This is a genomic window from Sanguibacter gelidistatuariae (assembly GCF_900096585.1).
Classification (GTDB): Bacteria; Actinomycetota; Actinomycetes; order Actinomycetales; family Cellulomonadaceae; genus Sanguibacter; species Sanguibacter gelidistatuariae.
This window is the reverse complement of the sequence record NZ_FMYH01000004.1, coordinates 148,327-167,786: the sequence shown is the minus strand read 5'-3', so window position 1 is coordinate 167,786 and position 19,460 is coordinate 148,327. Positions and strand designations below refer to the sequence as shown.

Sequence of the window (19,460 nt, the reverse complement as noted above, 5' to 3'; positions counted from 1 at the left end):
GCTCAGGCCTTGGCGTCGTCCAGCCGGGGGAACAGCGACGGAACCTTGGTCACCTGGGTTCCCGGTGCGAGCGTCCCGAAGGTCGCCGCGGTCTGGACCGGCTGCGCGCCGAGCGGGCCGAGCTGAGCCTGAGCGCCGAGCGAGGTCCACAGACCCTCGGCCGCCTTGGGAATGACCGGGTTGAGCAGGATCGCCAGGGTCCGCAGCGCGTCGGCCGAGGTCACCAGGATGGTCGCCAGGCGACCGCCCTCCACACCCAGGCCGCCCTCGCCGATCTCACCGGGGAGCTTGGCGACCTTCCACGGCTCGGTCTCGGTGAGGTACATGTTGGTCGCGTCCACGAGCGTCCAGATCGCATTGATCGCCTCGTTCGGGGAGATCTTGTCGATCGCGGCCTCGGCGTCGGCCACGGCCTTCGCCGCGACGCCCGCGAGCGCCGTCTCGGCGTCGCTGATCGACCCGGTCCGCGGCAGCGAGCCACCGAAGTTCTTGACGATCATCGCCGCGACCCGCGAGGCGAGGTTGCCGAAGCCGTTGGCCAGCTCGGCGTTGTAGCGCGCGGCCAGGTCCTCCCACGAGAAGGACCCGTCCTGGCCGAAGGGGATCGCCCGCATGAAGTAGTAGCGGAAGGCGTCCGAACCGAACTCGTCGATGATCTGGCTCGGGGCGATGCCGGTGAGCTTGGACTTGCTCATCTTCTCCCCGCCCACCAGCAGCCAGCCGTGGGCGAAGATCGTCTTGGGCAGCGGCAGCCCGGCGGCCATGAGCATGGCCGGCCAGATGACCGCGTGGAAGCGCAGGATGTCCTTGCCGACCAGGTGCACGTTCGCCGGCCACAGCGCCGCGAAGCGCTCCTGGTCGCCCGCATCGGGCGAGTCCAGTCCGACGGCGGTCGCGTAGTTGAGCAGCGCGTCGAACCACACGTAGAGCACGTGGGAGGTGTCCCAGGGGATAGGGATGCCCCAGTTGAAGGTGTTGCGGGAGATCGACAGGTCCTGCAGGCCGCCCTTGACGAAGGCGAGCACCTCGTTGCGGGCGCTCGCCGGCTGGACGAACTCGGGGTGGGCCTCGTAGAGAGCGAGCAGCCGGTCGGCATAGGCGCTCATCTTGAAGAAGTAGTTCTGCTCGGAGAGCATCTCGACCGGCTTGGAGTGGATCGGGCAGAGCTTGAGGCCCTCGTACTCCCCCGTCCCGTCGATGAGGTCACCGGGGAGCTTGTACTCCTCGCAGCCCACGCAGTACGGGCCCTCGTAGGAGCCGGCGTAGATCTCACCCTTGTCGTGCAGGCCCTGGATGAAGGCCTGGACCCGCTCGGTGTGGCGCGGCTGGGTGGTGCGGATGAAGTCGTCGTTGCGCGCGTCCAGGGTCTCCAGGACCGGCTTCCAGGACGACTCCACGAGGCGGTCGGCCCACTCCTGCGGGGTGACCCCGTTCTCCTCGGCGGTACGCATGACCTTCTGCCCGTGCTCGTCGGTCCCGGTGAGGAACCACACGTTCTCCTGCCGCTGGCGGTGCCAGCGGGTCAGGACGTCCCCGGCGACCGTCGTGTACGCGTGCCCGATGTGCGGGGCGTCGTTCACGTAGTAGATCGGCGTGGTGAGGTAGAAGGACTGCGCCCCAGCGGGCGCTGCGTTCTCGTCGTGAGCCATGCAGCCAATGTTAAGGCGTCTTGCGACCAGCCAGAATCAGAGTCCGTCGTTGTGGACGACGCCGGTCGCGGCCTCCCGCGGGCGGCGTCAGGACGCCGGGGCGACCGCGAGCAGGAGGAGCTGGTCGTCGCCTTCGCGTGGGGTGCCGCGCCCGTCCGTGTTGTTGGTCAGGACCGCAAGCGAGCCGTCCTGGCTGGCCACGACGGCGCGCAGCCGTCCGTACTCCCCCGCGAGCAGCTCCTGCGGCTCGCCCACGCCGCGGTCGGCGAGCGGCAGGCGCCACAGGCGCTCCCCGCGCAACCCCGCGAGGTACACGCCCTCGTCCGTGACGGCCAGACCGCTCGGTGAGGCGTCCGACGTCGGCCAGGTCACGAGCGGGTCGATGAAGCCGTCGGCCTCGCCGCCGGTCCCCTCGACGTCGGGCCAGCCGTAGTTGCCGCCCGCGACGATGAGGTTGAGCTCGTCGAAGGTGTCCTGCCCGAACTCCGAGGCGAACATCCGCCCGTCCGCGGACCAGCCCAGTCCCTGGACGTTGCGGTGCCCCAGGCTCCACACCGGCGAGCCGGGGACGGGGTTGCCCGCGGGCACTTTGCCGTCTGCGGTCACCCGCAGGATCTTCCCGGCGAGGGAGTCCGGGTCCTGGGCGTGGCGGGAATCGCCTGCGTCACCGGTCGAGATGTAGAGGTAGCCGTCGGGGCCGAAGGCCAGCTGGCCGCCGTTGTGGTTGCCTGCCGCCGGGATGTCGCTGACGATCGTGGTGAGCGGTCCGAGCCTGGCCCCGTCGAGCTCGCCGCGGAGCACCTCGTTCCCAGACTCGCCCGTGCGGTAGACGAACACGAGGTGATCCTCGGCGAAGGTCGGGGAGACGGCCACGCCGAGCAGCCCGGCCTCGCCGTCTCCCACGGTCCGGTCCCGCAGGTCGTCGGCGCCCGTGCCGCTGACGGGCGTCGGGGCGCCGCCGGGGCGCACGATCAGGACCGCATGGTCGTCGCGCTGGGTGACCAGCCACGCGCCGTCGGGCAGCTGGGCCAGGCCCCAGGGCGCGGCGAGGCCGGTCGCGACCGCCCCGGTGACCGTGACGGTCACCTCGGGCACGGCCGGAACGTCCGAGCCGGCCGGCGCGGAGGCGCTGGGTTCGGGTTCGGGTTCGGCGCTCGTGGAGGTGGCCGCCGTCGACGTGGCGGCCGGGGCTGCGTCGTCGTCGTTCGAGCAGGCTGCGAGCGCGCAGACGGCGACCATCGTCGCGATGGCTACGGTGCGCCGTCCGGGAGCAGTCACAGCAGGGTCAACCCCTTTTTCAGTCCTCTGACGGCCTGACCGATGCGGTGCTCGTTCTCGATCAGGGCGAAGCGCACGAACTCGTCGCCTCCGGCACCGAAGCCGACGCCGGGTGAAACGGCCACGTCGCAGGTCTCGATGACCAGCTTGGCGAACTCGATGGACCCCATCGCCCGGTAGGGCTCGGGGATCCGGGCCCAGACGAACATGGTGCCCGCCGGCTTCGTGATGTCCCAGCCGATGCGGTTCAGGCCGTCGCAGAGCGCGTTCCGGCGGGACTCGTAGACCTCGGAGACCTCGGCGGGGAAGTCGAGGGCCTCGTTGAGGGTCACCGTCGCGGCGATCTGGATCGGCTGGAACGTCCCGTAGTCGAGGTAGCTCTTGAGCTTGCCGAGCGCACCGACCACGTCCTCGCGCCCGACGAGGAAGGCGACCCGCCAGCCGGCCATCGAGTACGACTTCGTCATCGAGTAGAGCTCGACGGCGACGTCGGTCGCGCCCTCACACTGCATGATCGACGGCGGCGTCCACCCGTCGAAGCTCATGTCCGCGTAGGCGAGGTCGTGCACGAGGACGACGTCGCGGTCCTTCGCCCAGTCCACAAGCCGCTGCAGGTCGCTGAGCTGGGCGATGGTCGTGGTCGGGTTGTGCGGGAAGGACAGCACGACGACGCGCGGCTTGGGCCAGCCCAGCTCCCATGCCTCCATCACCCGGTCGATGAAGCCCGCGGCGTCGTCCCCGTCGCCGATCGGCACCTGTCGGGCGTCTGCGCCGGCGAAGTACGGGCCCCAGATGTGGATGGGGTAGCTGGGCGTCGGCACGATCGCCGCGTCACCGGGCTGCAGCAGGACCCACATGAGGTGGCTGAACCCTTCCTTGGCGCCGATCGTGGAGATGATCTGGGTCTCGGGGTCCAGGGTGACGCCGAACCGCCGCTGGTAGAGGTCGGCAACCGCCTGGCGCAGCTTGGGGATCCCGCGGGAGGCGGAGTAGCGGTGGTTGCGCTGGTTCTGCGCGGCCTCGGCGAGCTTGTCCACCGCGATCTGCGGGCTCGGCAGGTCCGGGTTGCCGAAGCCGAGGTCGACGATGTCCCGCCCCTCGCGGCGGGCCGCGAGCTTGAGCGAGTCGATGATCGTGAAGACGTACGGCGGCAGGCCGGGGATGCGGCGGAACTCGATCTCACGGGGCATGGGGGAAGCGTAATACCGCGCAGCCCGCTGCGGCGGGAGATCTCACCACCGCTGGACGCCCGCACTCGATACTGTGGACCCATGAGCAGCCCCGCCTTCGGTACCCATCGCGCCCTCATCGTCGTCGACGTCCAGCCCACCTTCTGCGAAGGTGGCGCGCTCGCGGTCGCCGGAGGCAACGCCGTAGCGCACGCCATCGCGGTCTTCGCGGCCGACCGGCGCGACGACTATGACCTGGTGGTCACGACCCAGGACTGGCACATCGACCCGGGCGAGCACTTCTCCGAGGCTCCCGACTTCGTCGACACCTGGCCACCTCACGGGGTCGCCGGGACCGCCGAGGCCGAGCTGCACCCCGCGCTCGCCGAGCTGGCTCCCGAGGTGAGCGTCAAGAAAGGCCAGTACGCGGCCGCGTACTCCGGCTTCGAGGGGCGCGACGGCGACGGGAACCTGCTCGTGGACATTTTGCACGCAGAGACGATCACCGCGGTCGACGTCGTCGGGATCGCGGAGTCGCACTGCGTCAAGGCGACCGCGCTGGACGCGCTCGCTCTGGGGTTCGCCACCCGGGTGTTCAGCAACCTCACGGTCCCGGTCACCCCCGAGCAGGGGGCTGCCGCACGAGCCGAGATGACCCGGGCCGGGGTGCTGGTGGGCCTCGCCTGAGGCACACCAGGTTCGGCCGTCACCGGACAGCGGGCCAGATCCAACGCGTAGACGTATGCCGCGACGCTCTCGCCCCAGGACGACGCGCCCATTCCCAGATTCAAAAAACTGCTCGGCCATCCCGCGTCATGTTCGACAGATCTCGCAGTCTTCCCCTGTGACGGACGACACGGCGGGACGCCTCCCGCGTGACTTCGCCCGTGAAAGTGCCGTACACACCGCGGCTGCACGACGGAGGACCCCATGGCTACCAGCTCATCATCTGCCCCACCTCGCGGAGCTGCCCCACGACACCGACGCGCCCGGCGCGGCCTCGCAACGATGTCCCGTCTCCGACGGGCCACGGCCGCCCTCGTTGCAGTCCTGCTGGCCGCGATCGCCGTCGTGAGTCTCCCGGTCGCATCCCAGGCGACCGAGCTGGACGCCGTCACCGGCGTCACCATCACCACGTCCGGTGATCCCATCACCCAGTACCAAAAGCTCAAGATCGACGCGACCTGGGCGGTGCCTGACGCCGCCGTGGCGGGTGACACCTTCTCGTTGGCGTTCCCCACGGATCCCAAGCTGAGCGGCTTCGTCGACACCTTCGACCTCAAGGACCCCACGGGCGCGGTCGTGGCGACCTGCACGGTGGCCCCCGCCGGCTTCGAGTGCACGCTGTCCTCCTACGTCAACGACCGCAAGAACGTCAGCGGCACCCTGAGCTTCTACGCGTCCTTCACCGAGACGAGCACGAACGAGGAAGTCACGTTCGTCGCCGGTTCGAGCGCAACCATCGTGGTCGCGATCCCTGGGGGAGTCGGTGAGGTGGGCGAGGGCACCTTCGAGCCCATCACCACGCCGACGAAGTGGGGCTGGGTCGCCGACGGCACGGCCGAGACCGTGTGGCAGATCTACCTGCCCTCCAAGGATGTCGTCGGCCAGGACGGCACGCCGATCACCCTGACCGACACGATCGACCCCCGCCTGATCCCCGACATGACCACGTTCACGATCGACTTCGTGCTCGACTCCGAGTGGAACGGCGGCGACTGGGGCAACAACGTCGTCCGCCTCGCCGCGGATGCCTCCGACGGCTACGCCCTCACCGAGGGTCCCACCGCGAACCAGTTCCAGGTCAAGATCAACTACACGCCTGAGGCCACCGGCACCTTCATCATTCAGTACTGGGCCCCGCTGCCCACTGAGCGCGTCAACGGCGACACCTACGCGAACACGATCGCCGGGTCTGAGGCCTGGTCGACCAACGGCACGGCCTTCTATCAGGGGGCGAGCGGCGACGGCAACGGCGACATGGTCCGCAGCCTCGCCCTGACCAAGAAGGTCGACGGCATCGCCCCGGCCGGCAGCTTCGCCTTCTCAGTCGACTGCACGGTGGACGGCACCAGCCTCGCCACCTTCCCGCGAACGCTCACCCTCGCGGCCGACGAGGTCGCCTATATCCAGTCGATCCCTGTGGGCAGCGTCTGTGTGATCACCGAGACGGACAACCTCGGCGCGACCTCGGTCACCTACTCCGACTCGGACACGGTGACCGTGACCGCGGACTCCCCCGCCCTGATCCAAGTCACGGCGACCAACCACTTCGTGGTACCCCCGGTCAAGGTCGGCGCCCTGGCCGTCACGAAGGCCGTGACCGGTGACGGTGTCGTCCCCGCAGGCACCGAGTACGCCGTCGACTACTCCTACGTCCTCGACGGCAACACCGTCACGGGGACGCTGCCGGTTCTCGCCGGAGCCACCGCGACCCTCGAGGACCTGCCGGTCGGAACCGTGGTGACCCTCACCGAACCGGTGATCCCCGCCGTGACTGGGGCCGCCTGGGGCGCGCCGGCATTCACCATCGCCGGCGCAACCGCAACACCCACCCCCAGCATCGACGTGACCATCGCCGCCGACTCCACGGTCGCGGTGAACCTCACCAACACCACCACCCGCGTGCCCGACGTCGAGCTGGGCTCGATCGCGGTGACCAAGTCCGTCACCGGGCCGGCTGCCTCGCTCGTCCCGGCCGATACCGCCTACGCGGTGGCATACTCCTACACCCTCGACGGACAGGTCGTCACGGGGACGCTGCCGGTTCTCGCCGGAGCCACCGCGACCATCGAGGACCTGCCGGTCGGAACCGTGGTGACCCTCACCGAACCGGTGATCCCCGCCGTCACGAACGTGCAGTGGGGTTCACCGACCTTCACCGTCGCCTCCGCCACGACCCCCACCTCTGCGGCCGTGACCGTCTCCGCCGGTGCGACTGCGGTCGCCGTGACCAATACGGCCGCTCGCACGCCGGTCGTGGGTGTGCTCAGCACGAGCGGAACCGCGCCGACCGGCGCGTACACGCTCCCCAGCTCGGGTGGGCTCGCCATGACGGGCGCCTCCCCGCTCGCCGCGCTGCTCACCGCGGCCGGCCTGGCCATCGCGGGAATCGCCATGGTCAGCTCGCGACGCACGCGCAGCGAACGCTGATTCGTCTCTCCGTGGACCCGGTCAGGAGCTCGTGCTGAGCGCGGCGTACGCGCCGCCGCTCGCCACGAGCTCCGCGTGCGAGCCGACCTCCACGATCCGCCCGTTCTCCATGACCGCGATGCGGTCGGCACCGCGGATCGTGGACAGCCGGTGCGCGACGACGAAGGTCGTCCGCCCGGCCATGAGCCGTTCCAGCGCCTGCTGGACGAGGCGTTCCGACGTCCCGTCCAGGGCCGAGGTCGCCTCGTCCAGGACGAGCACCCGAGGGTTGCGGATGAGCGCACGGGCGATTGCGATCCGCTGGCGCTGTCCGCCCGAGAGGCGCGAGCCGCGCTCTCCGATGACGGCGTGCAGCCCGCCCATCTCCTCCACGAATCCCGCGGCGTTCGCGTCTGACAGCGCAGCGAGCACCACCTCGTCGGAGAGGTCCTTGCTGCCGTAGGTCACGTTGTCGCGCACCGAGCCCTCGAAGAGCAAGGACTCCTGCGGCACGACGGCGATGTGCTTGCGGTAGGAACGCAGGTCCAGCTCGGCCATGTCCTGGCCGTCGACGAGGATCCGCCCGGACGTGGGCCGCAGGAACCCGATGACCATGTTGAGCACGGTCGACTTGCCCGAGCCCGACGGACCGACCAGCGCGATCGTCTCCCCGGCGGGCACGTCGAGGGTGAGGTCGGAGATCGCCGGAGCCGCGGCGTCGTCGTACTGGTAGGCCACCTGCTCGAAGGTGACCCGGCCGTCGACGGCGGGCACGCTCATCTTGCCGTCGTTGTGTTCGATGTCCTCCTCGGACAGGACGTCGGCCATGGACCGCACCGACTCGAGCCCCTTGGTGATGACCGGGGCGAGGTTCATCAGCACGGTGACCGAGCCGGTCAGCTGCATGAAGTAGCTCGAGAGCATGACGATGTCGCCTGGAGTCAGGTCGAAGGTGCCGGTGTAGGCAGCCCACGCGGCGCCGATCAGGCAGGCCACCGAGAGCAGCTGGAACGTGATCCAGGCGAGTGCTCCGAAGCGTCCGTTGAGCATGTCGAGGCGGATGCCGGCGTCGCGCACGCCGACCAGGGTGCCGTCCAGGCGGTCCAGCTCGCGGTTCTCCAGGGCGTGCGCGCGGGTGATCGGGATGAGGTGGGTCATCTCCGAGACACGCGCGGACATCGCCTCGACCTGCTTGCGGAAGGCCGCGTTGCGGTCCTTCATGCGCCGGCGGGTCGCAAAGACCAGGCCAGCGGCGATCGGCACCGTGACCAGGAAGACCGGCAGGAACTCCGGCGTCCGCACGGCTGTGAGGACCAGCGCGCCGGCCAGGGTGGACACCGCGCCCATGGTCGAGTCGAAGGTCTGCCGGGAGGCCTCCACGACGTTCTCGACGTCGCGCACGATCTTGGCCTGCAGCACGCCGGCGCTCATCCGTCGGTGGTAGCCGATCGACAGCTCTTGCAGGCGCCGGGCCAGGGACATCCGCAGGTTCGTCTCGACCGTGCGTACAGACTGGCTGAGCCAGCGGATGTAGAGGACGGACAGCGGCAGGTTCTGGGCGATGACGACGGCCATGATCGCGGCGACCACCCACAGCTGGGACAGCGGGCGCTTCTCGACCACGATGTCGATGACCTCGGCCGTGAGGACCGGCATGAGCCATACGGGCGAGTGCTTGACCGCGTAGGCCGCCGCGGCCCCGGCGAGGCGCCATCGCTGGTCGGAGAACAGCTTGGCGGTCGTGCGCGCCGGGTACGCACCGTCGTACCAGTCTTCGATCGGTGCGCTCTCACGGGTCATCGGACCATTCTCGCGCATCGATCGAATCCATTCGATCGCCTGCCCGACGACGAAGCCCGGCCGGGCAGGCGACGTCGCCTCGCGCTACTTCTTCGGCCCCGCCGGTCGGGCCGGCTTCGCGGCGAGCGCGGCCGCATAGAGGTCGCGCTTAGGCACTCCGGCCGCCGCGGCGACTTCTGCCACGGCCTCCTTGAGCCGTTCTCCGGCGTCGGCCCGGGTCAGCACCTCGGCGACGAGCTCGGCGGTGGTCGCCGACTCCCGCTCAGGGGCACCCGCTACGACGATCGAGATCTCCCCGCGCAGCTGCTCCCCGGCCGCCCGCTCGGCGAGCTCGCGCAGCCCACCACGGATGACCTCCTCATAGGTCTTGGTGAGCTCGCGGCAGATGGCGGCCTTGCGGTCGTCGCCGAAACCGTCGGCCATCGCAGCGAGGGTCACGTCGACGCGGTGCGGGGACTCGAAGAACACCATCGTGCGGCGCTCGGCGGCAAGCAGCTCGAAGGCCCGAGCCCGCTCCCCCGGCTTGCGCGGCGGGAAGCCCTCGAAGCAGAACCGGTCCGTGGGCAGCCCCGACACCGCGAGCGCGGTGAGCACGGCGCTCGGTCCCGGCGCCGACGTCACCGGCAGCCCGCGCTCGATCGCCCGAGTGACGATGCGGTAGCCCGGGTCGGACACGCTCGGCATACCGGCGTCCGTCACGAGCAGGACCGTGCCCCCGCCGGCGACGACGTCAAGCAGCTCGTCGGCCCGCGCCGTCTCGTTGTGCTCGTGGTAGCTGATCACCCGCCCACCCGGCTTGAGCTCGAGCCGGCCGGCCAGCGCGTGCAGCCGTCGGGTGTCCTCCGCCGCGATCACATCCGCCTCGGTGAGGAGGCGACGCAGGCGCGGTGAGGCGTCTTCGACGTCGCCGATGGGCGTTCCGGCAAGGATAAGGCGGCCTGTCATGGGGCCAAGCCTGCCACGTCCCCCTACGATGGCTGGCGTGATGGGGAGCGAGAGGGCCAGCGACGAGGTCGGCGGAGACGGGCCGGACGCGGCGGAGCCCGTCCGGTCGGGCGACGTGCAGGCAGATTCTGCGGGTTCAGCCGCGCTGGAGGCGAACGGCTCGAGCGGCTTGAGCGACGTCGGACCAGACGCGTCTGGTCCCTCCGACCCGGCGCCCGCCGGGGACACCGAACGCTCCCTGCTCACCCGGCTCTTCTCCGCCCGGGTACTCGCCCTCGGGACGACAAGCTCCGACCGGTTCTGGTCCTGGATGGGTCCGGCCCTCGTCGCCGCGCTCGCCGCGCTGCTACGCCTGATCAACCTCGGCCACCCCCGCACCCTCGTCTTCGACGAGACCTATTACGTCAAGGGCGCCTTCACACTGCTCATGGCCGGTTTTGAGGCCGAGTGGCCCGACGACGCCAACCCGAGCTTCGAGTCCGGCAACCAGGACATCTACCTCAACTACGCCGACTACGTGGTCCACCCTCCGGTGGGCAAGTGGATGATCGCCCTCGGCATGCGGATCGGCGGCCCGGAGAATTCCTGGGCCTGGCGCCTGGCCCCGGCGATCGTCGGCATCATCGCGGTCTTCCTGCTGGCCCGCACCGCCCGACAGCTCTTCGGCTCGACGGCCTTCGGGGTCATCGCCGGCGGCCTGTTCGCGATCGACGGCGTCGCGATCGTCCACTCGCGCACCGCCCTGCTCGACGTCTTCGTCATGTTCTGGGTCGTTGTCGCCTTCGCCTGCCTCGTCGCCGACCGAAACTGGTCCCGACGCCGTCTCGCCGCCAGGGCCGCCCCCTTGATCGACTCCGGGGTCGGGCTGGGCCGGTTCGGACCGAGGCTCGGTTTCCGCTGGTGGCGTTTCGCCGCCGCGATCGCCCTGGGCCTGGCCTGCGGCACGAAGTGGTCCGGGCTGTACTTCTTCGCCGTCTTCGCGGTCGTATCTGTCCTGTGGGACGCCACGGCACGGCGCGCCGTCGGCATCCGACTGTGGCCGCTCGCCGCGCTCGTGCGCGACGCACTGCCCGCCGCAGCAGTCATGGTGCCCACCGTGCTGCTCACCTACCTGGCCTCGTGGTCGGCCTGGTTCGCCAACCCGAACTCCTACGACCGGGACTGGTGGGAGAAGAACCCGCACGTGTACCCGAGCTGGCTGCCAGACGTCCTGGTGAGCTGGGGCGATGCGCTGCGCTCCCTGTGGGCGTACCACGAGGCGATGTGGAAGTTCCACACGACGCTGACCAACCCGCACACCTACATGGCCAACCCCTGGGGCTGGCTGCTGCAGCTGCGCCCGACGTCGTTCTACTGGAACAAGACCACTGACGGGACCGGTGGCTGCGGGGCCCAGGAGTGCACCCAGGCGATCACCTCCGTAGGCAACCCGCTCATCTGGTGGCTCGCGACGGTGGCGCTCGTCTTTGCGCTCTATATGCTGCTGCGCTACCGCGACTGGCGGGCCGGCGCCGTGCTGGCTGGGCTGCTCGCCGGCTGGGTCCCCTGGCTGTTCATCACTGATCGCACGATCTTCACCTTCTACACGATCGCCTTCGCGCCGTGGATGTATCTGGCCCTGACGTACGCCCTCGTGGTCGGCTGGGAGCAGCTGGCCCACGACCCGGTGCAACGACGCCGGGCGCGCTGGGCCATCGGGGCACTGCTGGGCCTCATCGTCGTGATCAGCGGATTCTTCTACCCGATCTGGGTGGGCATGGAGGTGCCGTACTCGTTCTGGCACATGCACATGTGGCTGCGGAGCTGGATCTAGGTCTCGTCTCCCGACCTCCGCAGGAGTCGAGGCAGGCTGGTGCCCGACGTGCGCCCGCTCAGGGAACCACGTACCCCGCGGCGCGGAACAGCTCGTACCACTCGGCGCGAGTCAACGGCAGGTCGGAGCCAAGCGCAGCCCCTGCGACCCTGGCCGCGTTGGTCGTCCCGAGCACCACCTGCATGCGGGCTGGGTGGCGAGTGATCCAGGCTGTCGCGATCGCGATCGGCGGAACCTGGTAGGCCGCAGCGAGCCGGTTGATGACGGCGTTGAGCTCCGGGTACTTCGGGGAGTCGAAGAACACTCCGGTGAAGAACCCTGCCTGGAACGGCGACCATGCCTGGATCGTGATGTCGTTCAGCCTGCAGTAGTCGAGCACACCACCGTCGCGGACCACGGACTGGTCCTGTGCCTGCATGTTCCCGGCGACCCCCTGCGCGATCATCGGTGCGTGGGTGATCGAGAGCTGGAGCTGGTTGGCCACGAGCGGTTGGGTGACGTGGCGGCGCAGCAGCTCGATCTGGCCCGGCGTGTGGTTCGAGACGCCGAAGGCCCGGACCTTGCCCGCTGCGGACAGCTCGTCGAAGGCGCGCGCGACCTCCTCGGGCTCGACGAGGGCGTCGGGACGGTGCAGCAGCAGGATGTCGATGTAGTCGGTGTCCAGGGCCGCAAGCGAGCCGTTGACGGATTCGATGATGTGCTCGTAGGAGAAGTCGAAGTACGGTCCCTCTCGCACGATGCCGCACTTTGTCTGGATGGTCGTCGCCTCACGCTCGGACGCGGTCAGCCGCATCGCCTCGGCGAACCGCCGCTCGCACGCGTGCAATTCGCCGCCATAGACGTCAGCGTGGTCCACGAAGGTGATGCCTGCGTCCCTGGCAGTGCCCACGAGATCACGGACGGCGTCGTCGGACATGTCTCCGATGCGCATGAGCCCAAGGACCACGTTGGGGACGACGATGTCCGTGCCTGGCAGGGTAAAGGTCTTCATGGCGGTCTCCTTGAGGTTGTGCGGCCCGTCGCCTGACGGGCCGGTGGAGCGATGTGAGGTCACGCGGCGGACAGCCGTGCAACCTCGTCCGGGCTCAGGACGAGGTCGGCAGCACGCACCGAGTCCTGGATGCTCGTGGGCCGCGAGGCCCCTGGGATGGGGATGACAACTGGTGCGAGAGCAAGCTCCCACGCGAGCACCGCCTGCTGGACGCTCACCTCGTGAGCCTGGGCGACCTCCTGGAAGGCCGCATGGCGCGTGCCGAGCTCGGCGGCGTTCGCGATGCCGCCCAGCGGGCTCCATGGCAGGAAGGCGATGGCACGCCGTGCGCAGTGCGCAAGCTCAACCTGGCTCGAGCGGAAGCGCGGGGAGAACTGGTTCTGCACGGAAACCAGGCGTCCGCCGAGCACCTCGTCGGCCAGGTCGATCTGCTCAACGGTCGCATTCGAGATACCAGCCATGAGGATGACCCCCTCGTCGAGAAGCTCGGCCAGTGCGCCGACGGAGTCCGCGTAGGGAACCGCGGGGTCCGGGCGATGGAACTGGTAGAGGCCAATCGCGTCCACGCCCAGGCGTTGGGCGGACGCCCTGGCTGCCTGCTTGAGGTAGGCGGGGTCGCCGTTCTGGGTCCAGGAGCCGTCACCGGGACGCAGGTGACCGCCCTTGGTTGCCACCAGGACCGCAGCTGAGCCAGGGCCGTAGCTGCGCAGTGCCCGGGCGATCAGCTCTTCGTTGTGACCGACCTCGTTGGCGTCCCGGTGGTAGGAGTCAGCAGTGTCGATGAGGGTCACGCCGGCGTCGAGCGCGGCGTGAATGGTCGCCACGGAACGTGCCTCGTCGGGGCGCCCCTCGATCGACATCGGCATGCCGCCGAGTCCGATCGCGCTGACCTGTCGATCGCCAAGGGTGCGGTGCTGCATGGAGTGCCTCGCTTCGAATCGTGGGCGGGCCGCGAGGGCCCGTGCACCTGAGCGTAGAAAGGACTAACCTAGAAGTCCAACACTTGTTGGTTCTGTCATTCATGATCGGGAGTGCTGAATGGATCTGCGGCAGATGGAATACCTCGTCGCACTGGCGGACGAGCAGCAGTTCACGCGCGCCGCAGCGGTCACAGGTGTGTCCCAGTCCGGGCTGTCCGCAGCCATCCGCAGTCTCGAGAGCGAGCTCAACAGCGCCCTGTTCACCCGGACGACCCGTCGCGTCGAGCCCACGGCAGCCGGTCTAGCCCTGCTCCCCTACGCCAGATCCATGCTGGCACAGGCGACCGCCGCCCGAGATGCGGTGGTCCAAGCAACCCATGAGGTCTCCGGCACCTTGCACATCGGCTCCGAACAATGCCTCGGGGTGATCGACGTCCCACCCCTGCTCGAACGGTTCCACCGCCGCTTCCCCCAGGTGGAGATCCGCTTCACCCAGGCCGGCTCACACGAGCTGCTCGCCCTTGTGCGCGAGGACGAACTCGACGTCGCCTTCGTTGCCACGACAGATCACCTCGGCTCCCTGTCTCAGACGATCCTCGGTAGCGAGCCCCTGGTCCTGCTGTGCCCTCCCGAGCACCGCCTCGCCGAGCGCTCACGACTGGAGTGGAGCGACCTGACCGACGAGAACTTCATCGACTTCCACGCCTCCTGGGGTGTGCGCCCCCTCAACGACTCCGCGTGCGACGTCCACGGGATACGCCGCCGCGTCCGCTTCACCGTCAATGACGTCCACACCCTGCTCGACCTCGTCGACCGCGGCCTGGGCATCGCCCTCGTCCCCCAGCACATCGCCGCCAAGCCGCAGGCCGCCCGCCTGATCTCCGTGGCCGTCCCTGAGGACCGCGCACCCCGGTGGGTCGTCTCCGTCGTGGCGGGCCCGTGGGACCGCACCACATCGCTCGCGCCGCACCTGCTCGAGCTCCTCGACGACGCACCAGCCTGCCGCACCGCGACCCACACGACTGCGGATCACTAGGCCCGCGGCACGACCCGGCTCACCCCCGTGCCACCACCACCGGCAGGGGACCGAGCACGACATCCGGCTCCGTCCGACAGGCGTGCTCAGTGTCCGTCGCAGAGACACGGGTGTGAGGCGCTGCTGCTCACCGCAAGGACTACCTGTTCCCGCTGGTCTTCCTGGTGGAGCCGTCCACCGTTACCCTCGTCTGACATCACCACAGTTCAGGAGATGCTCCATGCCACGCCAGCTTCGCCCAGGCCAACGAGCCGAGATCTACCTCTTGGACGTGACCTCAGGTCACAAGACCCTTCGCTTCTCCACCGACTCGATCCTTGTCGAAGCACCGAACTGGAGTCCCGACGGTCGCTCGCTGATCGTCAACGGAGACGGCCACCTCTTCAGGCTCGGCGTCGACACCGGACCTCTCGAGCAGATCGATCTGGGCGACGTCCCGGACATCAACAATGATCACGTCCTCAGCCCAGACGGCCGCTTCGCCTACGTCTCATCCGATGACGGGCACATCTACGCCGTCGCGCTCACCGGCACAGACACTCGACGGGTGACGAACGACCGTGGCCCGGACTTCAGGCACTACCTCCACGGCATTTCTCCGGATGGGACGCTCCTCGCCTACATCGGGATGCAGATTCTCGACGACGGCGTGCGGACCAATGTCTATACCGTCCCTGCAGCCGGGGGCCAGGACATCCAGCTCACCGACGACGACTTCCCCGACGACGGTGCAGAGTTCTCTCCCGACGGTCAGTGGATCTACTTCAACTCTGAGCGAGCCTCGACCGCACCCGGGCACGCGCAGCTCTTCCGGATGCCTGCCGCCGGCGGCACGATCGAGCAGCTGACCGACGACGAGCGTGTCAACTGGTTCCCCCACCCTGCACCGGACGGTCGCTCTCTGGTCTACGTGAGCTTCCCGCTGGGGACGCTTGGGCACCCCGCCGACAAGGATGTCATCGTGCGTCTGCGCGACGAGGACGGAACCATCCGGGACCTGGACCACCTGTTCGGTGGACAGGGCACCATCAACGTCCCCAGCTGGGAGCCGAACGGTACACGTATCGCCTTCGTCGCCTACCCGGTGGACCACGCCGCCTGAGTCGCTCCGGAACTGCGCCGCGCCGCCCGACCCTGAGTCGGGCGGCGCCGCCTCAGCGCGCCGAGCGGAACTGCGCGGTGAGCGGGCACTGGAACGGGTCACGCGAGGCGATGCCGACCCGGTTGAGGTAGTCGATGACGATGCGGTAGGAGTCGATGAGCGTCGTCTCGGTGTACTTGATCCCACGGGAGGCGCAGAACTCGATGACCATCGGTCGGACCTGACGCAGCGCGGGACTCGGCATGCTCGGGAAGAGGTGGTGCTCGATCTGGAAGTTGAGGCCGCCCATGAAGACGTCGACCCAGCGCCCGCCGCGGATGTTGCGGCTCATGAGCACCTGGCGGCGCAGGAAGTCGATCTTCACGTCCGGGGCGATGACCGGCATTCCCTTGTGGTTCGGGGCGAAGGACGCCCCCATGAGCAGGCCGAACATGGCGAGCTGGACACCAAGGAAGGCGAAGCCGAGGCCGACCGGCATGAGCAGGAAGATCGCGGCGACGAAGCCGATCAGGCGGATCAGGACGAAGATGATCTCGACGGCGCGGCGCTTGACCGGCTCCTTGCCGAAGATCGTCTTGAGCCCGTTGACGTGCAGGTTGAGGCCTTCGAGCAGCAGCAGCGGGAAGAACAGGTGACCCTGGCGGGCCGCGAACCAGGCGCGGACCCCGGTCGTGGACTCCTCGAGCGTCTCGGTCTCCCAGACCAGGACGCCGTTGATCATGTCCGGGTCGGTGCCCAGCACGTTCGGCTTCTGGTGGTGCTTGGAGTGCTTGTGCAGCCACCAGCCGTAGCTGAGACCGCCGAAGAGGTTGGCGATGACGAGGCTGGCCCAGTCGTTCCACTGGCCGGACTTGAAGATCTGGCGGTGCGCGGCGTCGTGCCCGAGGAAGGCCATCTGGGTGAACAGCACGCCGAGCACGCCCGCGATCGCGAGCTGCCACCAGGAGCTGCCGAGCAGGACCATGCCCACCCCGCACGCGGCGAGGAGCACGACGAGGGCCGCGAACCGGGCCCAGTAGTAGGCGTAGCGACGCCGCATGAGGCCGGTCTCCTGGACCGTGCGGGTCAGCGCCGAGAAGTCGCTCACCTGCCGCTCACGGGCCGACACCGGCTTCGCCAGAGTGTCGCCTTGACCTATCACCGCACTGCTAGCCATGATCATCGTCCGCTCGTCGCCTGGAGACGGACACCGAACAGGCGCCCTTCAGCCGACTCTACGGAACCGTAGGTTAGCGATCCAGGGGGCTGTCCCCCCTATCTGAGGGCAAGTTCTCCCGCCCCCAACCGCCGGGCGGGCTCGAATGTCTCTGTGCCTCAGACGCAGAACGGGTTGGCACCCGCGCCTGGAGAGCGTCGTCGACGCTCTCCGGCTGCGGGCACCAACCCGGGTGGAGGGACTCAGACCTCGGTGACCTCGAAGGGCTCAGCCTCAACAGCGGCCCGCGCCTGGGAGGACTCGCGCTGAGCGGAGAAGGGCTGCCCGGCGACGGTCAGTCCGTCAACACGCACGCCGCCCAGCGCCGCAGCCGGCCCCGCGACGACGACGCCGTTCGGGATGTCGGCCGAGACGCCCAGAGCCGCCTGCAGCACCACGATGGACGAGGCCGCGGACCACGCCTGAGGACGGCAGGCCGCCGGGTACGGAATGGCGCGGGGGACAACCTCGGTCGAGTCGCCAGAGTGGAGCTCCGGGACCCGGAAGCCGAAGTCCGACGCCGCGCGCAACAGTCCGGAGGACAGCTCCTGAGCCTGCTCGACGAGCCCTTCACGCATGAGACCTTCGATGACCACCGCGGTGTCGTGGATCCACACCGAACCACCGTGGTACTTCAACGGCCAGTAGCCCTGCGAGCTGGTGGCCATGGTGCGCAGCCCGTACCCGGAGCTCATCTCCGGGTCGACCAGCCTGTCGGCCACGACCAGGGCCTCGTCGGGGCTGAGGATGCCCGTACCCAGGAGGTGGCCCATGTTGCTGGTGACCGTGTTGACGACCTTCTTGTGACCGTCGAGAGCGATCCCGGGGTAGGCACCGAGGTCGTCCTGCAACCAGAAGGCGGCGCGGAAACGGTCGGCCATGGCAGCGGCCCACCCGCGCCACGCGTCGGCGCCGTCGAGGCCGAAGGCCTCGAGGAGCGCAGCTCCCGACATGGCCGCCTCGTAGGCGTAGCCCTGGACCTCGGCCAGCGCGATGGGGCCGACCGCCAAGGTTCCGTCGGTGAACTGGATCGAGTCCCCGGAGTCCTTCCAGCCCTGGTTGGCGAGGCCGCGGCCGGTCTCGTCGATGTACTCCAGGAACCCGTCGCCGTCGGCGTCGGCATAGTCGCGGAGCCATCCGAGGGCGGCCTGGAGGTTGGGCAGGAGCGCTTCAACCTCGACGGCGGGCATGCCCCAGCGCCAGGCGTCGTGCAGGAGGGTGATCCACAGGGGGGTCGCGTCGACCGTCCCGTAGTAGATCGGCGGGAGGACGACGTCGTCGCCGTCGACGCTGAGCTCGGCGCGGCGGACCTCGTGGAGGATCTTGCCCGGCTGCTCGGCCGTCGTCTGGTCGATCTTGGTGCCTTGGTAGGCAGCGAGGGTGCGCAGGGTCCCGGCGGCAAGCGCGGTTCCCAGGGGCAGCATCATGCGGGCGGCGATGATCGAGTCGCGACCGAACAGCGTGAAGAACCAGGGCGCTCCGGCGGCGAGGAACACGTCGTCGGGCGTGCGCTTGCTGGCCATCTGCAGGCTTTCGAGGTCGTCGAGCGCCTGTGCCACCCAGGCGGTCAAGCGCGGGTCGTCTGCGACGACCACGGGACGGGACCAGACGGCGCCAGCCGAGCTCGCTCCGTCCACGACCGCGTCGTGGTCGACGGCGCTCAACGTCCAGGAGAGGACCACCGGTGAGCCGTTGGCCACGCGGACGGTCCACGTCGCGGTGGGTCGATCGGGGTGGTCGAGGTTCAGGGTCGCGCCCGGGGTCGAGACGACGACGTCGACCGTGCCGTCCGTCCACGTGAGGTTGTCCCCGTCGAGGGTGGCAGGGACCTCACGGAGAGGCGCCCCTCCCTTGACCTTTTCCATCGTCGCGAAATCGTTGCCCAGCACGATGGTGATGCGCGCGTCGACGGGGTCAGCAGCGGCACAGCTGAAGGTGATGGTCTCGGTGACCTCGCCCGCGCGGACCGTGCGCACACGCTCCACACGGGTGGTCGGGTCGGCTCCGGGGCCGTCGACCCCACGGGCGAGGGAGCTGATCTGAACGGATCCGGGACCGGCCGGGGCGGAGCCGATCATCTCGGGCTCTTCGCCGCCAACGTGCACGATCGCGGTCGAGAGGACGCGGACGTCGGAGTGGAAAAAGCCTTGCGCCCCGGTGTGACGAACCTGTCCGTCGGCGCCCGACCAGGCCTGCGTCGGTGCGCTCAGGGCGACGAGCAGCTCGTGAAGCAGGGGCTGGCGCTGAATGGGCGCACCGTCTGACTGCGCCGCGCCGTCGGCAGTCGTGAGTGGAGTGTCCAACATCTATGTTCCTCCAGACAGCCTGGGCCGTCAGATCGTTGCACTTGACATGAGCCACGGTTGAAGACATCCTGAGGTCCACCCCAGATTTGATCGATCAACACATGTGCCTAAGAGACTAGTTGAT

14 protein-coding genes are annotated in these 19,460 nt (G+C 69.0%); 5 read left to right on the top strand and 9 right to left on the bottom strand.

Going from position 1 to position 19,460, the window contains the following annotated elements; translation table 11 throughout:
• Positions 1-2: 2 nt before the first annotated feature.
• The 3 genes from metG to BLQ50_RS10720 all read right to left on the bottom strand — a co-directional run bounded on the left by metG (position 3) and on the right by BLQ50_RS10720 (position 4,117).
• Positions 3-1,649, bottom strand: a complete 1,647-nt coding sequence (gene metG / locus BLQ50_RS10730; RefSeq protein WP_093183588.1) for a methionine--tRNA ligase — start codon at positions 1,647-1,649, stop codon at positions 3-5.
• An 87-nt stretch (positions 1,650-1,736) separates the two neighbouring features.
• On the bottom strand, positions 1,737-2,927 hold the full coding sequence (locus tag BLQ50_RS10725) for a PQQ-dependent sugar dehydrogenase (protein WP_245701105.1): 1,191 nt from the start codon (positions 2,925-2,927) through the stop codon (positions 1,737-1,739).
• Positions 2,924-4,117, bottom strand: a complete 1,194-nt coding sequence (locus BLQ50_RS10720; protein WP_093183586.1) for an aminotransferase class I/II-fold pyridoxal phosphate-dependent enzyme — start codon at positions 4,115-4,117, stop codon at positions 2,924-2,926. Before BLQ50_RS10720 ends, BLQ50_RS10725 begins: the two co-directional genes overlap by 4 nt.
• Before the next feature lie 81 nt (positions 4,118-4,198).
• On the opposite strand from BLQ50_RS10720, the gene BLQ50_RS10715 reads away from it, so the two are divergent.
• Entirely contained in the window at positions 4,199-4,783 is a 585-nt protein-coding gene (locus tag BLQ50_RS10715) for an isochorismatase family protein (protein WP_093183585.1), read from the top strand.
• 321 nt (positions 4,784-5,104) lie between these two features.
• Positions 5,105-7,249: a DUF5979 domain-containing protein gene (locus BLQ50_RS10710; protein WP_093183583.1), complete on the top strand. Its 2,145-nt coding sequence runs from the start codon at positions 5,105-5,107 to the stop codon at positions 7,247-7,249.
• Positions 7,250-7,270: 21 nt separating this feature from the next.
• Here BLQ50_RS10710 and BLQ50_RS10705 read toward each other — a convergent pair whose 3' ends face one another.
• Entirely contained in the window at positions 7,271-9,028 is a 1,758-nt protein-coding gene (locus BLQ50_RS10705) for an ABC transporter ATP-binding protein (RefSeq protein ID WP_093183805.1), read from the bottom strand.
• 84 nt (positions 9,029-9,112) lie between these two features.
• Complete coding sequence (rsmI, locus tag BLQ50_RS10700) at positions 9,113-9,973, bottom strand: 16S rRNA (cytidine(1402)-2'-O)-methyltransferase (RefSeq protein ID WP_093183582.1); 861 nt, start codon at positions 9,971-9,973, stop codon at positions 9,113-9,115.
• Positions 9,974-10,013: 40 nt separating this feature from the next.
• Between rsmI and BLQ50_RS10695 the strand changes: the two genes are divergently transcribed.
• Positions 10,014-11,786 (top strand): dolichyl-phosphate-mannose--protein mannosyltransferase, encoded by a 1,773-nt coding sequence (locus BLQ50_RS10695; RefSeq protein ID WP_093183580.1) that lies wholly within the window; start codon positions 10,014-10,016, stop codon positions 11,784-11,786.
• A 58-nt stretch (positions 11,787-11,844) separates the two neighbouring features.
• Here BLQ50_RS10695 and BLQ50_RS10690 read toward each other — a convergent pair whose 3' ends face one another.
• Entirely contained in the window at positions 11,845-12,777 is a 933-nt protein-coding gene (locus BLQ50_RS10690; protein WP_093183579.1) for an aldo/keto reductase, read from the bottom strand.
• 59 nt (positions 12,778-12,836) lie between these two features.
• Positions 12,837-13,697, bottom strand: coding sequence for an aldo/keto reductase (locus tag BLQ50_RS10685; RefSeq protein WP_093183577.1), 861 nt, complete (start codon positions 13,695-13,697; stop codon positions 12,837-12,839).
• Positions 13,698-13,815: 118 nt separating this feature from the next.
• Here BLQ50_RS10685 and BLQ50_RS10680 point away from each other — a divergent pair, with 118 nt between their 5' ends.
• Together BLQ50_RS10680 and BLQ50_RS10675 are read left to right on the top strand one after the other, a co-directional pair.
• The gene (locus tag BLQ50_RS10680; RefSeq protein WP_093183576.1) at positions 13,816-14,733 is read left to right on the top strand and encodes a LysR family transcriptional regulator; all 918 of its coding nucleotides are present in this window, start codon (positions 13,816-13,818) and stop codon (positions 14,731-14,733) included.
• A 220-nt stretch (positions 14,734-14,953) separates the two neighbouring features.
• Complete coding sequence (locus BLQ50_RS10675) at positions 14,954-15,835, top strand: TolB family protein (protein WP_093183574.1); 882 nt, start codon at positions 14,954-14,956, stop codon at positions 15,833-15,835.
• Positions 15,836-15,887: 52 nt separating this feature from the next.
• Here BLQ50_RS10675 and BLQ50_RS10670 read toward each other — a convergent pair whose 3' ends face one another.
• Both BLQ50_RS10670 and BLQ50_RS10665 read right to left on the bottom strand, forming a co-directional pair.
• A complete protein-coding gene (locus BLQ50_RS10670; protein ID WP_093183803.1) occupies positions 15,888-16,991 on the bottom strand; it encodes a fatty acid desaturase family protein in 1,104 nt (367 codons plus the stop codon).
• A 242-nt stretch (positions 16,992-17,233) separates the two neighbouring features.
• Positions 17,234-19,336: an amylo-alpha-1,6-glucosidase gene (locus BLQ50_RS10665; RefSeq protein WP_093183573.1), complete on the bottom strand. Its 2,103-nt coding sequence runs from the start codon at positions 19,334-19,336 to the stop codon at positions 17,234-17,236.
• Between the last annotated feature and the right edge of the window lie 124 nt (positions 19,337-19,460).

What these genes read in the sequence shown, in the direction of transcription:
- metG (WP_093183588.1), bottom strand. Translation starts at nt 1,649, where the DNA reads ATGGCTCACGACGAGAACGCAGCGCCCGCTGGGGCGCAGTCCTTCTAC.
- BLQ50_RS10720 (WP_093183586.1), bottom strand. Translation starts at nt 4,117, where the DNA reads ATGCCCCGTGAGATCGAGTTCCGCCGCATCCCCGGCCTGCCGCCGTAC.
- BLQ50_RS10715 (WP_093183585.1), top strand. Translation starts at nt 4,199, where the DNA reads ATGAGCAGCCCCGCCTTCGGTACCCATCGCGCCCTCATCGTCGTCGAC.
- BLQ50_RS10710 (WP_093183583.1), top strand. Translation starts at nt 5,105, where the DNA reads ATGTCCCGTCTCCGACGGGCCACGGCCGCCCTCGTTGCAGTCCTGCTG.
- BLQ50_RS10705 (WP_093183805.1), bottom strand. Translation starts at nt 9,028, where the DNA reads ATGACCCGTGAGAGCGCACCGATCGAAGACTGGTACGACGGTGCGTAC.
- rsmI (WP_093183582.1), bottom strand. Translation starts at nt 9,973, where the DNA reads ATGACAGGCCGCCTTATCCTTGCCGGAACGCCCATCGGCGACGTCGAA.
- BLQ50_RS10695 (WP_093183580.1), top strand. Translation starts at nt 10,014, where the DNA reads ATGGGGAGCGAGAGGGCCAGCGACGAGGTCGGCGGAGACGGGCCGGAC.
- BLQ50_RS10690 (WP_093183579.1), bottom strand. Translation starts at nt 12,777, where the DNA reads ATGAAGACCTTTACCCTGCCAGGCACGGACATCGTCGTCCCCAACGTG.
- BLQ50_RS10685 (WP_093183577.1), bottom strand. Translation starts at nt 13,697, where the DNA reads ATGCAGCACCGCACCCTTGGCGATCGACAGGTCAGCGCGATCGGACTC.
- BLQ50_RS10680 (WP_093183576.1), top strand. Translation starts at nt 13,816, where the DNA reads ATGGATCTGCGGCAGATGGAATACCTCGTCGCACTGGCGGACGAGCAG.
- BLQ50_RS10675 (WP_093183574.1), top strand. Translation starts at nt 14,954, where the DNA reads ATGCCACGCCAGCTTCGCCCAGGCCAACGAGCCGAGATCTACCTCTTG.
- BLQ50_RS10670 (WP_093183803.1), bottom strand. Translation starts at nt 16,991, where the DNA reads ATGGCTAGCAGTGCGGTGATAGGTCAAGGCGACACTCTGGCGAAGCCG.
- BLQ50_RS10665 (WP_093183573.1), bottom strand. Translation starts at nt 19,336, where the DNA reads ATGTTGGACACTCCACTCACGACTGCCGACGGCGCGGCGCAGTCAGAC.